Here is a 13,822-nt window from a genome sequence, read left to right as displayed (position 1 = left end):
GCATAGGGAACAGGATGTATACCTGATCCTTCAGTGCTGGTTTGGATCAGACGGCTGATCCGCAAACCTCTTGATCTCGAAGACCGCAGCGACGAGGAAGGCGGAAAAGACAAGGAACATTGTGATGGTCGCGAGCGTCCCTTCCTGCACTCCAGGGTTCATTCCAACCAAGGGGATCATCGACAGAACCGGAATGCCAAGCGTGATTGCCGCAAGAAGGTAAATCGGATTTGCTGGCTCCTTAGACGGGCGTGCCTTGTGAGCCTGACGTACCGGGGTCTTCTGTGCCACAGCTTTGATCTTGGTTGAGGCATCCAGCAGACCCGGAGCAGACACGTCCATCGCTTGCTGCGTCATGGTGATCCTCCCGTGATTTGTGCTTCACAGAAGTGTGTCGGGCAACCTCAAGCTTCGCAAGTGGATCAGTGAACCAGAGCCGAAGCAAAGGGGGTATTTTCGTCTCAGGCTTCTGCGGTTTTAGCCTCCGCCACCGTCCACAACCCCAGGATTACATCTGGATCGGTGATCCTCAGAAGCTCTTCCAGAGTCATGCCTGCTGAGAGGCCATACCGAAGCATCTTCTCACGGTCGGCCTCGAAGGTGTCCTGGTCGGCCCATTCGGGGCGAGCATCAATCAGAGAGTTCATCATGCGCCAGATTCTGTGCGAATGCGATTGGCCGAACACTACCGCTCTTCCTGTCTTCCGTGACTCAGCCGATGGATGCCAGAGAAAACCGAATGGACCGTAAAGCGAGATCGGATGGGACCGTATTCGACTGCCCTCGAAAATCCCTCCGGCGGAGCGTCCTTCGAACCAGGATGATCCCAGGTGCAAGGCCGGTTCACGGACTTGGAGGTGGCCAGCCGCCCTCCCCCGGAACTTCCGCCCGTGGTGCGAAAGCTGACTGCCATTGAGGGTGTGACGGGCTGAGCGTCGAATTTCCAGTTAATCGGACTGCCCCTCCCCAGGTCCTTTGGGCGGTCGCCCTTCATATCCGCTTCGAACCGAAAGCCTTTGTGGCAAAATGGGCTGGCCGGAACTCCATAGGCGGAGCGTGGGCAGACGTTAAACTCCAACCCTCGCACCATAGGAAGCTAGGACCAATCTAACTAGGTGTGTCTACAAGACGGATGTTCCCAGGATGATGCGTCCCAATCATCCGCTTAGAGAGAAATGCCGGTACGTCCGCAGCATTCATCGGTTTCGCATAGAGGTATCCTTGGGCATTCTGACACCCTAACGTGCGAAGACGTTGCGCCTGCCCCTCCGTCTCCACCCCCTCGGCTGTGACCTGAAGGTTCAAGCTTCTTCCAAGACCGACGACGGCAGCGACAATGGCCTCATCTCCAACATCCCGCTCTAGGTTCATGACGAAGCTGCGATCAATTTTGACATGATCGACCGGAAACTGCTTGAGATGGGTGAGAGACGCATAGCCCGTCCCAAAGTCATCGAGAGCAATGAGAACACCTTGCTGATGAAGTTGCTCCAGGGTTGCGGCTGCCACTTCAGAGCGCCTGCCGAGCAGCACAGTCTCGGTGACTTCAACCTCGAAATTCTTGATTGGGATGTCCTTCTCGGCGAGAAGAAGCAAAATGTAATCTGCAAGATCGGGCTGCATGAACTCAGCCGCTGATAAATTGACGGCAACCCGTCCGGGATTGAGCCCAGCATCGAGCCATACGCGCATGTCCGAGGCTACTCTCGCCATCAGGTGACGCCCCACTTCCATCGCAGGTTCAGGCTCGTTGAAGATTGCACCGAATGAGGCAGGCGTCAGAATGCCTTTGCTCGGGTGCTGCCACCGCGCCAGAGCCTCAAAGCCGATGATCTTTCCCGTCGAGAGACACACCTTGGGCTGATAGAACGGGATGATGTGACCTCTGGACAGCGCCTCACGCACATCGTGCCCGAGAGAAAGCCGCTGTTCGACCGCCGCCCGCAGTTCAGTGGTATAGATCACGGCGCAGTTGCGTCCCTGAGCCTTGGCGCGATAGAGGGCGATATCCGCATCCTTCAGCAAATCCTTGGAGGTGGAGCCATGATCCGGGAAGGCGGCGATGCCGATGCTTGCCTTACTGGCAAAGGTTCGGCCCTCGTAAACAAACGGTTCGCGGAGCTTCTCGATGATTTCCTGAGCCCTCTCATACGCACGCTCCACAGTTGGTAGCTGCGTGAACACAATCGCGAACTCGTCTCCGCCGAATCGCGCAACTGTATCACAGCCCCTGACACTGCTCTGGAGGCACGCGGCTGTCCTCTTCAGCAGGGCATCACCCGCATCATGACCAAGGGCGTCATTCACATCCTTGAAGCGGTCCAGGTCGAAGAGCAGAAGACTGACGCGACCGCAATTCTTTGCGGCCTCGTCGAGAGCATGGTCGAGCCTTTGCTGAAAGAGAGCGCGGTTCGGCAAGCCCGTGAGCGCATCGTGATTGGCGACCCGCCAAAGCTCCGCCTCAGCCATCTTTCGGTCTGTAATGTCGAATGATACTCCCACGATCCGGTCAGGTCCTGCCTGCTCTCCACGCGATCCCAGCCAGATCGTCTTGCCATCTCGGAGCAGGTAACGGAACTCCATCGTCTCAACGCCGCCTGCGTTTATGCGGTCAACGAATTGGCTGCGCGAGAAGCGGTCGTCGGGGTGGACCCTTTCCAGGAACTCTGAAAGCGGGCCAGACCCCACACCAAGCAGGGTCTGTGCGTGCGGGGAGCGCGTAACATAGTTCGTGGCAAGGTTTTGCTCCCAGGCAAACATTCTCCCGGCATACAGGGCAAGCCCGAGCCGCTCCTCGCTGCCGCGAAGAGCATCTTCCGCCTGCTTGTGTTGGGTCACGTCCTGGATTGTTCCGATCCTACGGACAGGCTGCCCATTGTCATCGGTGAGCGTTCGACCGCTGATCGTGACCCACCTCTCCTCGCCTGTATCGGCACGGAGGATGCGGTATGTGTCACTATAACCCCGCTCGCTGGTTGACGAAGCACCATAGTCTCGTTTCCCCACGCGGCCACGATCATCCGGATGGACACAGTTCATGAAGGTATCAGGCTTGATCGGAGCGTCAGGAGCAACGCCGACGATGGCTCTCGTTTCAGGTGTCCACTCGCGCTCACCCGTGACGAGATCAACGTCCCAGATACCGAGCCCTGTCGTTTCAATCGCCAGCCGCAGCCGCTGCTCACTGGCTTGCAGCCTCTCCTCCGCCAGCCTGCGGGCGTGGATATTCGAAATACCGCCAACCCACTCCAGGATTGTGCCATCCGGGTTCTTGCGCGGAACGGCACTGGCAAGCACCCAGCGGTACTCGCCATTGGGGTTCCGAACCCGAAACTCGCCCTGGTAAAAGCCCGCTGACGACAGTGCCCGTTGCCAAAGAGAGATGACGCGGCCCTGATCATCAGGATGGACGACGTTGAGCCATCCGAGATCGGCATACTCACTCTCGGTTTGGCCACAGAGCTTGGTCCAGCCGTGACTGCGCGTGATCATTCCGCTCGGTGCGGCGAACCAGACAACCACCGCGCTGGCCTCAAGCAGCGCACGATAGCGCTCCTCGCTCTCCCGCAGGGCTAGAGCTTCACGCTCTGCCAGAGCGGCGAAACGACGGTCGAACAGCGCCGCAACCAGGGCCAGGAACAGGATCGAAAAGGTCGTTGCCGCGACAGCGATGGCCAAGCTGGTCTGGCTGAGGCTTGCAAGCCCGTGAGCCTCGTCCACGGGCGAGTGTGCCGTAAGGATTGCCCCCTTCATAGCCGCGTAGTGCATTCCGGCGATGGCGAGGCCCATAACAGGAGCCGCCAGAAGCCTTTGGGCGAGGCCGACGTTCCGAAAGGCGAGCCAGAGCGCAGTCGTAGATGCCCCGATGGCAATCAGAACCGATACGGCAACCCACAGCGTCTCATGGCTGAGATCAGCCGCCATGCGCATCGCCGCCATGCCGGTGTAGTGCATCCCGACGATGCCCGCCCCCATGGCGAGGCCACTGCGGATCAAGGCTGGGAGACCACTGTCGGTCCACGCCACAAGGTAAAAGCTGAAGCCCGTGGCGAGGATCGGCAGGACAAGGGACACGGCTGTGAGGCTGAGGTCGTAATCGACATGCATCCCAGGAAGGCTGAAGGCGAGCATGGCAACGAAGTGCATCGCCCACACACCGCCGCCCATAGCGAGGGCGGCTGTGGCCAGCCATGCATGTTTGGCCCAACCGTGTGACGCGTGAACACGACCGGCTAGGTCAAGGGCGGTGTAGGATGCTACCGTTGCGATGAGGACTGAGAGGCCGACCAGCGTACCATCGTGGGTTCCAACGTGTGTCATTCTTGTTCCGGCTTGGCGAGCGGCACCAATACTGGACAGAGGCAATCATGGTGGCAAGCGGTGACCAAACTTTGCCTTAATAGTACCCGCTTGAGACCTGCTCTGCGGCATCTTGGTCACGGTGGCTGTTGAAATTGTCCTGACATTGGAAGGCGATCTGCCAATGCATCCAAGGGTCTCAGCGAGCAACGCGGCGGCTCAATGTCCTGTCAAGTCTTTATCTCTGACGTGATCCCTCTAGCTTGACGGTTCACGATTGATTAACGCAGGACAATTGAATGGACGAGTGGCTGCCGATGGAGACCGCGCCAAGGACCGAAGATGATGTCCTGCTCTGGGTGGGACGGGTTGAGATTGGATACTTCAGCAGTGTCTCTGGCCGGTGGCTGTCTCGGGATGAGCGCCATGTCCACGAGCGCCCGAAGCGTCTGGAACCCACGTATTGGATGCCGCTTCCCATTGCGCCAACCATCAAGGCGGAGGCGGCTTGAGCTTGCAGCCTTCAGCTAATGCTGGACCCAGCAGCCCGCTGAACCAAAACGTCCTGCCGCAGCATTAAGAGACAAGCTGAGGCGGGCTTTCGATTACAGAGCGTTCTGCACCTCTCGCATGCCAGTAGTCGCAAAAATGGGCAGCGATGCTGCCCATATGAGCTTGCCGATTGTTCAGGCGAGAACTATCTTTTGCAGTGCAGCACAGCGATTGGCATTGCCGTGTTGCTGCCCTTCTTGGGCGTTTCCTCCCTAAACTTCGGGCCGTTGGCAACAACGGCCTTTTTTCTTAGGTGGCGTGTTATAGCCAATGCCACAGGCGATCTGCAACTAGACTTCCGGATTATGCCAGTAGCCTCTGCCTGCTGAGGCGTCGCCACCTATCAATCACAGCACTGTCATTGTGTCTGTCTGAATGCCGACAAAACGAGAACTCCGTCCTGCTAATTCTTGGGAGGTAATTGCTGCTTATTTCTGTCGCCCACAGAGCGCGGCAATCAAGCTCTCGCGTGGACCGATTTCCTGACACTCACCCATGCTCTGGAATACTGGAGGAACGAGAGGATTACCCCTCATCGTTCGCTGGGCCGTTCTCTTCCCCGTCAGGTCTCTTGGTAAGAGCGTCGTCTATGGTCCTAACCATATCCTCAAGCTCTGAGGCGCTTAATCGTATAACAGCGAGTGTTCGGCCATCGACGATCACTGTTAAATCAACCCCGCCATCATTTCTGACGGCATGGAAACGCACTCGGCCATTCGTAGGGGCCATTTCCATCGCTCACCATCACGCCAGAAGAACACACCATGTCCCGTTCCACTCCCGATGCTGAGAGACTCGATCCAGAACCGAGCGGATAATCATGGATGCGGACCTTCCATCCAGGGGGTAAGCTTCAGAGCCGCTCCATCAAATGCGCTGGACTGCTGCCCCTCGCGGCGGCAAGTGCGTGGTGGCCCACATGGCAGCCTGGGTGCGGTTCGAGGCACCGATCTTGCGCAGGATGGCTTTGATATGGACCTTCACCGTAGCCTCGGCCACATCCAGTCGGCGCGCGATGGCCTTGTTGGGCGCTCCCTGCCGCAAGCAATTCAGGATTTGCGTCTCTCGCGTCGAGAGTTTGCAGCCCATCAGGTCAGGAGAGTTCGGCTCTTCTGACCCATGTTCGCGAAGTAGTTGTTGAGGGCAATCGAAGGCCCTGTCCGCGATGGAACGAAGGACCCCAGAGGGGATCAAAGGCTCGCCCAGCATGACCAGTTCAAGGGATTTGATCAGAACCTCAGGGGCACTGGCGGCGGAACAGAAGCCGTCCACGCCAGCCTGATGTCCCAGCCGCACGAAGTCGAGGTCGAACCGATCCGCCAGGGCGACGATCCGAGCTTTCGGAGACTGCTCTTTTACCCGCCTGATCACATCAAGCAGGTGACTGATGCTCTGACTGGCTTCGATAAGAACAAGGGCAGACCCCGACGCCACATCGTGGGCCTGAGTTGCATTGGCGGTTGAGGCTGTCATGGCAGGAGCAAACGGTCCTCCCCGCAGGATGCTCTGAAGTCCGGAACGCAAAAGGGAGTTGTCGCAGAGCAGGACTGTCGTCACCGTTGGCGCAGGATGATCAGACGGGTGGGATGCCCTAAGCGCCTGATTGGCGATAAACGGGGTCACCTGCTCGGCCATTTTGGTCCCCTCTTTCCTGGAAAACTCAGCAAAAACTTAAAAGAGAGTAATCATTCTGTCTGTCGGCTATCGGACACAACTCGGGAATAAAGCCCCTCAAGCTCGGAGTTCCAGCATTCACAGGCAAATAATCATAGAAATATGGAACTTTGACATTCCTATTAGAGCTTTCTTGTCTGCAAAAACTGGTGCGTTCTCCATTGGGTGTTACCGGCCTTAGTGAGGGCAGGTGCCAGCTATGGTATGGTGATCTTGTCCCTGATTGACAGGGAGGAAGGCGATGCGCCCTCAAAGCCCACCGATGAAGGTCCTGATCCGGGTCCCTTCCTGATGAACCCTCTCATCCGCAAGCTCAGCAACTACATCGATCTGCCACAAGCTGACAGAACAGTGCTGGAGGCCCTCTCGCGGAAACCCGAGCATATTGTCGCCCACACTGACTTGATGATCCGCGAGGGCGCTGCCCCGGACCGCGTCTACCTGGTCCTTACTGGCTGGGCTTGCCGCTATAAGGTTCTGCCGCATGGGAAGAGGCAGATTATGGACTACTTCATCCCTGGCGATCTAAGTGATCAGCGCATCTTTGTTCTGACGCGCATGGACCATTCCATTGCAACGCTGACCGCTGCCTCTGTGGTCACAATCCCAGCGCAGACCATGATTGATCTCACAGACGGTCACCCACGGATTGCACAGGCCCTGTGGTGGAACACACTGGTGGACGAAGCGGTCACCCGCGAGTGGGTGGTCAATGTGGGGCAGCGCAAAGCGCTGGAGCGGGTAGCACATCTCATCTGCGAGATGTTCGTGCGCACCCGAGCCGTTGGCCTCTCAGACGGATTGAGCTTTGACTTTCCGGTCACGCAGACCGATTTGGCCGACACGGTGGGGCTGACCCTGGTCCACACCAACCGAATACTCCAGAACCTTCGAGCCGAACGGCTGATCACCTGGACGCGGCATAAACTGACGATTCTCGACTTTGACCGGCTCGCGACCCTGTCGATGTTCAACCCGCAATACCTGCACTTGGAGCACGAAGGGAGAGATTGACCAGATAGATCAGGTTGAAGTCCGTAAAGATCACGTCTCTTCCCCGTGAGAGGCTCAAGCCGAGCCCATTAATGAGTCGCGACCTAATCCTTAGGCTGCTCGCGTCGTGCGAGCCGCTCCACAAGCTCTGCCAATCGGGCTGGGAGGGGAGCCTCGACCGGACCGTAGGCGATCCGCAAGCGCTCTTCAAGCTGCTGAAGGTCATAGGAGCCCCGCGCTTGGTTCGGCATGGGGCCGGATGGACGAGGATACCTAACTGGTGGGGTGGCTGTCGGGAGCAGAGCTTGCATTGAGACACTCTCGTTGAGGGCGCGAATGTGCCGGTGAATGCCCCTGTGTCCTTGCCCTTGTTCAGGGTCATTGTTTGGAAAACAGCGGGAATTTGTGGCGAATGTACGATCAACGTGTTGGGCGTACTCTGTGGCCGTACCGAGTTCAGTCTCGACTATGGATGAGGCAACCCGCTCTTACTGCCCCGGAATGGGTAGGAGCGGTTGGCGTTCATTCCTGCAATCCCGCGCACCAACCAACTGTGGCAGTCGCCGTAGCTGCGCTTCTTGAAAAGACCCTTCTGCCCTTCAAGAATTTCGGCTGGAGCGATGCCCCTGTGGCGACGGGAACGCTTCTTTATCGCCTGTCCACACGCGACTGGCTGTCCACTCCCAGTTTGCGCTTTAAGGACTCGTTTAGTCGGACACCCTATCGTTTCCGACCAGCGATGATGATGATCGCCTAGCCTCTGGGACTGGAGCTTAGCTCAGGAGTTCCCACGCATGAGCAAGACTTACAAGCGCCAGCCAACATCCCGAACGGGTCTCCTCCGACCAGACCCGCGCACCGTCTCTGCTGTCCGCGACAAGCTCGGGAAGGAGCTTCGCGCGATGTATGGAAAGCTTGAGGAGGAGCCTCTTCCCGACCGCCTCCTCGCCCTCGTGAGGCAGTTGGGTCAGCCTCGTTCAAGGGGAAAGCCATGACACTGCCCCCAGACCTTCGCGACGGCCTGCTCCAGTCCATTCCGTCGATGAGGGCTTTTGCCATGTCCCTCACCGGCAATGTCGATCAGGCTGACGATCTGGTTCAGGAAGCGCTGGTGCGCGGACTGGCTTACATCAATCAGTTTCAACCCGGCACCAACATTCAGGCTTGGCTCTTCACGATCCTGCGCAACCAGTTCCACACAGCGTTCCGGAAGAGACGGCGTGAAGTGGAAGACCCCGATGGCGGCATCGCTGCCCGCCTCGCCGTCCCGCCCGAGCAAGATGGACACCTTGATGTGGAGGACCTCAAGGCTGCTTTGGCCCAACTTCCCATCGACCAACGCGAGGCCCTCCTGCTTGTAGGAGCACAAGGGTTCTCGTACGAGGAGACGGCTGAGATTTGCGGAGCACGGATTGGGACGATCAAAAGTCGGATCAATCGTGCCCGGACCCGACTTGCCGAACTGCTTGGAATCGAAAGTCCGGAGGACATCGGGGCAGATCGGGTGCTGAAAGCAACGATCTTCAACGAGACGTGCTCCTGATAAAAACCTCCCGGCTGACACTGCTGTCTATTTGAATTTGTGGTTTGCAGGGAAGTCGGTTGCTACGGCTGCTCTACCCGGATGAGGTCGGGTCCGTCAGTTCGATGGGCTGCGCCGGGTTGATCGCCGAGATCGCATGTTTGAAGACGACTTGAGAGCTACTGCCTCTCGCAAGCTGGACCGTGTAGTTGTCGAACAATCTGATCTGGCCTTGGAGCCTGATTCCATTGGCCAAGAAGATGGTGACTTCAACGCTGTGATCACGAAGATGCTTCAGGAACAGGTCCTGAAGAGTCGAAGTGCTTGGTGCAGCCATTTCCTGTTCCTGTTGTAGGCGCACTGCGCCAGCGCGGGCTGTCATCGTTGAAGACAAATAGGCCGATGGACCGACAGTGCCTTCTGTTTCTGGGGATTACAACTCCTGCTGGATGACGTTCTGACCCTCAAAATACGCTTGGATAATGCCGCTGTCCTCTTTGCATGATGAGATGTTCAGTGAGCCTGATGCGCCACCGGCAATGACCTTCCCGTTCTCCAGATGAACGCGACCGGCGCTCACCACAGCGGCTGGCACTGACTGAGCCATGTGAGCGTGCTGCATGAACGCGGGAAAGAGCAGCGGGAGCAACTCGCCGCCATCGAGTCTGAGCATGACGTACTTCATGGCCATAGAGCACTCCCGTTCGAGATGCGGTAAACGTCTGGGTAGAAAGATAGAAGGACCTCTGAGAATAACTGAGGCCAGTATCCATATGGCCCAGTTTATCACCGAAAGGATACTTCTATTCTTGAGAAGAAGCAGAGCTACACACCCACAGAAGCCAAGCGGGCTTATGAGCAACTGGATCAGCTTGTCGCCAAGAAGACCCTCAAACCACGACAGGCCGGTGCCTATCGGCGACACGTCGCCAGCCGAGTTTAGGTCACGCTGAAGCCGTCCTACACCGCACAGGCGGCGCAACGGGCCAAAGCCGAGGTCGTGAAGCTCACCGAGGCTGGGACCATCACCATGAAGTCAGCCGCCGTGTACCGGGCGCATATTACAAAGCGCACTCAGGCAGTTTGATAAGTAGGCGCGATCAAGGTCGGTAGTATGGGTCGTGATCCATCCGGGCGCTTTAGGGCAACCGAGCGCTCGTCGGGCGGATCAGTCATAGTTCAGGACGGCTTTGCTGAGGTGACTCTTACGAGCAGATTGTCAGCCTACAAGCCTGATAAGGCAAGCGCGACGCTCGATTCATATGATGAAGCCAGAGAGTGCCTGTATCGCCGTCATCTCGGCTTCGCTGGCGAGGCAGGGATGTAGCCTCTTGAGGCCACAGGCTCGAAGAGCTTCGCCGTGATCAGCGACGAGGCTGATAGGTTGCCGCCAACAAAAATCCCGTCTGCGGACAGAGTTCGAGTTCAGGAGAAATCATGCTGTGTAAAGCATTGCTGCCCCACCCGCGCCAGTTCCTCGCTTGGAAGAAAGAAAGTTGAGCCGAACGAAGGGTTTAGCTTTCCGTTATTCTTGTATGCGCCCTATGGCGCGAACAAGACGATGGAGGAACACATGCTTGGTAAGCATCTGGCATTGGCTCTGCTCGGCACCACCCTGATCGCCGCCCCGGCTCTGGCTCAAACCAGCCCGCCCGCAGGCTCGACCACGGCTCCTGCCGCTGGTTCGACGGCAGCCCCCTCATCCGGGCCGATGAACACGGGCAACTGGATGACTCAGGAACAGCCGGGGCAGTGGCGGGCCTCCAAACTTGAAGGCTTGGATATCTACAACCAGAACAACGAGAAGATCGGCGACATCAGCGAACTGCTCGTGGACAGCAGCGGCAAAATTCAGGCCGTAGTCGTCGGCGTCGGCGGGTTCCTGGGCCTCGGCGAGCGTGACGTGGCCATTCCCTTCGACCAGATCAAACTCGTGAACGAGCCGCGGGCTGTGGCAACCACAGCCACTACGCCGGGTGGTCCCACGACAGCCAATCCGAATGCCCCGGCCACTCCAAGGGCCACAGCAACGGCTCCGGGGGCGGCCAGCCCGACTGCGCCGACCACCACCGGCACCGTGGCCACAGATCGGACCGCTGATGCGGCAGCCCGTTCGGCTCCCGATCATGCGATGCTGACAACGAACATGACCAAGGACCAGCTAAAGGCGGCTCCTGAGTTCAAATACGCTCGCTGAGAAGATGAATCCTACCAGGAAGGGGCCGCAAGGCCCCTTTCGCCCCTGCGCTACAGCCGCGCGATGCACAGAGCCATAACTCTCATCCGAGTCTGGCGAGGCGTTCCTCGATGATCTCGACGATCTGACGGTTTTGCGGATCAACCAGCACCGTGTGGTTGTTCACAACCCATTTAGCGTCAAGCTGGCGTAGGTTCTGACTGCCCCAAGCCACCCGTCCAGGGGACTTCGCGCTCCAAATTCTTGAGCGCTCGTCTGAGAATGCGTTTACCGCCATCTGTCGTCTGCATCTGCCCTGAAGTGCTGAACGCGGCATACAGTTCCAGCACAGCGGAATCCACAAGCCATCGGGCTCAGCAGTGGCCGCCCCGTCAAAATCCGTTATCTCCGCTTTCCGAACAGGGCTGTGATCAAGTTGGATCGCTTAGGTGTGTCCTGATGCTCAACCTCGATCTGCAACGGCTCAGGCTCTGCTTTCAACTGAGGTTCAGAGTCCGGTTCAGGCGTGGCCTCCACCTCTGGTCCCGGTTGGGACGTGGGCTCTAACTCGTGCTCTGGTTGATGCTCCCCCTCTGGCTCCAGTCCGTGATCTGGTGTGCGTCCAGGTTCCTGCTGTGCCTCGGACAGCACTTCGATCCGCCCTGGAAACTCCTCCCAACGCTCGTACAGAATGTAGTTCTGATAGCCATCCTTGATCGGCTGCTCGCGATCAAGAATGACCTCATAGGTCGCATCAACGACAAAGACCCGCCCGCGCAAGGTGGATACTTCGACCCGGCTTACCACACCCTCGACAAAGCTCTGCCTGGGGCCAGGAGGATGGTAGTACACACGGACCTCATCGCCGACTGCAATCTTCATCGTTGATCCTTCTTCAGCAAGCTCAAGTGCAGGTACTTAGGTCTCCGACACCTCTTCCTCCGCTGCGACCTGAAGTCGTTCGATGGACATCCATCCGACGCAGGTCCGGAGAATAGGAGCCAAGTAGGCACGGTTCCCCTGGATTTCCACGAGCCGGCACGGGTAAGCGCGCTGATCGCCGGGAGGACGGTAGATCACCGTCATCCCAGGGCGAACCTCACCGCGTCGGCTCTGACAGGAAATCCCCTGCGGCTCATTGCTTCGTGGAGCCTGAAACGCGGAGCCGCTGCGACGGGGCCTGATCTGATCCAGCGCCGCAAGGATCGCGCGAGCTTCAGCGCGGTGGCACTCGGTGACCACGTGGATCAGAGGACTGGTCTCATAGCCTGGAGCCCAGGGAACATGAACAAGCTTGGCAAGCTCCTCGGCCACGACTTCGACTTCCTGGTCAGTCATAGTGCTTTGCCTGCAAGGCAAATTGCTGGCTCAGGCCCACGCTCGTCGGATGCACTCCCGCAGAACAGTGAGGTGCTGATGGAAGCTTTCGCCACTGGCGGACTCCATCGGCGCTTCTCACTCAGCCCCGCCATGCGCATCTATCGTTGGCAGCATATCCCAGCCAGGATCGCCCAATCTGCCTCATCTTCGTCAAAGTGTTTCGTATTTAACATGGGTTAACACCCGGCGACACGGCCGAACAAAACAAAAAGCACCTTGAGGAAACACAATGCCCATGAACACCGAACGCCTGCGATCCACAGGAGGCGCACGCACGGCTCATCGGTCTTCGCTAGACATTCAGGCCCTGCGGGCGACCCTTGCCGAAATCGACTTCGCGTTTGAGAGCGATCTTGAGGTCGTAAAGAACAGCGCTATGGACGAGGGCTTGAAGCGAAAGGTCATTGCCACGCTTCAGCAGCGCCACCGCGAGCGGCGCGCTGCCTATGTTCACCAACTCGCGGCCTTGCGGGAGCGGACCGACGCGCTGGCGGCCTGATGCCTGAGTGACAGCCTTGCGCCGCCGATGAAGTTTGGTTTCGGCCCGCCACGCACTTGTGTGCGCTGAGGCGGACCGTTGGCCGGAACTGGCGGCAACAAACCGAAATTTTCCTATATGAGCATGTGTAGGGGTAGGCTCGTGACAACACGTGAATCTGTGATCAAGCCGACTGTCCTATTGGTGCAGAGTGAGCCTGCGGCTCGTACTGACGTGGCCGTTTCGTTGATTAGGACTGGGTTCAACGTCATCGAAGCAGAGAGCACAGGTGAGGCATGGACCACGCTTGAAGCCCAACCTGATGTCCGAGTCCTGCTCACTGATCTCGACGTTTCCAATGGAGCGGATGGCTTGGAGTTTGCTCGCAAGGTCCACGACCAATGGCCGTCCATTGGACTGGTGATCACATCGGGGCAGGTCCGACATCTGCGTCCGGACGACGTTCCTGGCGGCGGCTGTTTTCTGCCTCGCCCTGTTCCAGCGGAAACGTTGCTGCACGAAATCAAGGTGGCAGCACACCAGATTGCCGCTTAGGCCAGCTACATAATCAGCGAGCGATCCGCCAGCGCACAACAGAAAACCCGCTGATGTCACTACTGCTCGCCGTAGCCGCTGGGTATGCCTCAACCTGGATGATCCATGATCAGCGGCGCGGGCGGGACGACCACGTCCCGGATTATGGCAGGACCAGCCGAGGCTATGCTCCTCATCGTGATGAACAGCGCGG

Annotated in this window: 15 protein-coding genes and 1 pseudogene; 6 read left to right on the top strand and 10 right to left on the bottom strand. The window is 58.2% G+C overall.

Translation table 11 applies throughout. From position 1 onward, the window contains the following. Positions 1-30 precede the first annotated feature (30 nt). The 5 genes and pseudogenes from ACD578_RS04060 to ACD578_RS04040 all read right to left on the bottom strand — a co-directional run bounded on the left by ACD578_RS04060 (position 31) and on the right by ACD578_RS04040 (position 6,486). A complete protein-coding gene (locus ACD578_RS04060) occupies positions 31-357 on the bottom strand; it encodes a hypothetical protein (protein WP_404291104.1) in 327 nt (108 codons plus the stop codon). A 104-nt stretch (positions 358-461) separates the two neighbouring features. Beyond that, on the bottom strand, positions 462-650 hold the full coding sequence (locus ACD578_RS04055) for a hypothetical protein (protein ID WP_404291102.1): 189 nt from the start codon (positions 648-650) through the stop codon (positions 462-464). Between the two features lie 457 nt (positions 651-1,107). Further along, entirely contained in the window at positions 1,108-3,789 is a 2,682-nt protein-coding gene (locus tag ACD578_RS04050; RefSeq protein WP_404293688.1) for an EAL domain-containing protein, read from the bottom strand. A 66-nt stretch (positions 3,790-3,855) separates the two neighbouring features. After that, positions 3,856-4,107: pseudogene (locus ACD578_RS04045) on the bottom strand (MHYT domain-containing protein); the annotation flags it as partial. Positions 4,108-5,718: 1,611 nt separating this feature from the next. Further along, positions 5,719-6,486 carry a LuxR C-terminal-related transcriptional regulator gene (locus ACD578_RS04040; RefSeq protein ID WP_404291100.1) on the bottom strand — a complete coding sequence of 256 codons (768 nt, stop codon included), beginning with the start codon at positions 6,484-6,486 and terminating at the stop codon, positions 5,719-5,721. A 330-nt stretch (positions 6,487-6,816) separates the two neighbouring features. Here ACD578_RS04040 and ACD578_RS04035 point away from each other — a divergent pair, with 330 nt between their 5' ends. Next, positions 6,817-7,539, top strand: coding sequence for a Crp/Fnr family transcriptional regulator (locus tag ACD578_RS04035; RefSeq protein ID WP_404291098.1), 723 nt, complete (start codon positions 6,817-6,819; stop codon positions 7,537-7,539). Positions 7,540-7,622: 83 nt separating this feature from the next. Here ACD578_RS04035 and ACD578_RS04030 read toward each other — a convergent pair whose 3' ends face one another. Continuing rightward, the gene (locus ACD578_RS04030) at positions 7,623-7,829 is read right to left on the bottom strand and encodes a hypothetical protein (RefSeq protein WP_404291096.1); all 207 of its coding nucleotides are present in this window, start codon (positions 7,827-7,829) and stop codon (positions 7,623-7,625) included. A 483-nt stretch (positions 7,830-8,312) separates the two neighbouring features. On the opposite strand from ACD578_RS04030, the gene ACD578_RS04025 reads away from it, so the two are divergent. Both ACD578_RS04025 and ACD578_RS04020 read left to right on the top strand, forming a co-directional pair. Further along, entirely contained in the window at positions 8,313-8,513 is a 201-nt protein-coding gene (locus ACD578_RS04025) for a NepR family anti-sigma factor (protein WP_404291094.1), read from the top strand. After that, entirely contained in the window at positions 8,510-9,061 is a 552-nt protein-coding gene (locus ACD578_RS04020) for a sigma-70 family RNA polymerase sigma factor (RefSeq protein WP_404291092.1), read from the top strand. Before ACD578_RS04025 ends, ACD578_RS04020 begins: the two co-directional genes overlap by 4 nt. A 73-nt stretch (positions 9,062-9,134) precedes the next feature. Here the strand turns inward: ACD578_RS04020 and hfq are convergent, their stop codons facing one another. Beyond that, positions 9,135-9,377 carry an RNA chaperone Hfq gene (gene hfq / locus ACD578_RS04015; protein ID WP_404291090.1) on the bottom strand — a complete coding sequence of 81 codons (243 nt, stop codon included), beginning with the start codon at positions 9,375-9,377 and terminating at the stop codon, positions 9,135-9,137. Positions 9,378-9,473: 96 nt separating this feature from the next. Next, a complete protein-coding gene (locus ACD578_RS04010; RefSeq protein WP_404291088.1) occupies positions 9,474-9,731 on the bottom strand; it encodes a hypothetical protein in 258 nt (85 codons plus the stop codon). Between the two features lie 882 nt (positions 9,732-10,613). Between ACD578_RS04010 and ACD578_RS04005 the strand changes: the two genes are divergently transcribed. After that, the gene (locus tag ACD578_RS04005) at positions 10,614-11,237 is read left to right on the top strand and encodes a PRC-barrel domain-containing protein (protein ID WP_404291086.1); all 624 of its coding nucleotides are present in this window, start codon (positions 10,614-10,616) and stop codon (positions 11,235-11,237) included. Positions 11,238-11,618: 381 nt separating this feature from the next. Here the strand turns inward: ACD578_RS04005 and ACD578_RS04000 are convergent, their stop codons facing one another. Both ACD578_RS04000 and ACD578_RS03995 read right to left on the bottom strand, forming a co-directional pair. Next, positions 11,619-12,098, bottom strand: coding sequence for a hypothetical protein (locus ACD578_RS04000; protein ID WP_404291084.1), 480 nt, complete (start codon positions 12,096-12,098; stop codon positions 11,619-11,621). Positions 12,099-12,134: 36 nt separating this feature from the next. Beyond that, the gene (locus ACD578_RS03995) at positions 12,135-12,554 is read right to left on the bottom strand and encodes a hypothetical protein (protein ID WP_404291082.1); all 420 of its coding nucleotides are present in this window, start codon (positions 12,552-12,554) and stop codon (positions 12,135-12,137) included. A gap of 277 nt (positions 12,555-12,831) precedes the next feature. Here ACD578_RS03995 and ACD578_RS03990 point away from each other — a divergent pair, with 277 nt between their 5' ends. Then, positions 12,832-13,095, top strand: a complete 264-nt coding sequence (locus tag ACD578_RS03990) for a hypothetical protein (RefSeq protein ID WP_404291080.1) — start codon at positions 12,832-12,834, stop codon at positions 13,093-13,095. A 141-nt stretch (positions 13,096-13,236) separates the two neighbouring features. Then, positions 13,237-13,629 (top strand): response regulator, encoded by a 393-nt coding sequence (locus tag ACD578_RS03985; RefSeq protein WP_404291079.1) that lies wholly within the window; start codon positions 13,237-13,239, stop codon positions 13,627-13,629. The last annotated feature ends 193 nt before the right edge of the window (positions 13,630-13,822 follow it).

The sequence above is a fragment of the Microvirga sp. RSM25 genome (assembly GCF_044784385.1).
GTDB classification, from domain to species: Bacteria; Pseudomonadota; Alphaproteobacteria; order Rhizobiales; family Beijerinckiaceae; genus Microvirga; species Microvirga tunisiensis.
The sequence above is the reverse complement of the archived record's forward strand: the minus strand, read 5'-3'. Positions and strand labels throughout refer to the sequence as shown.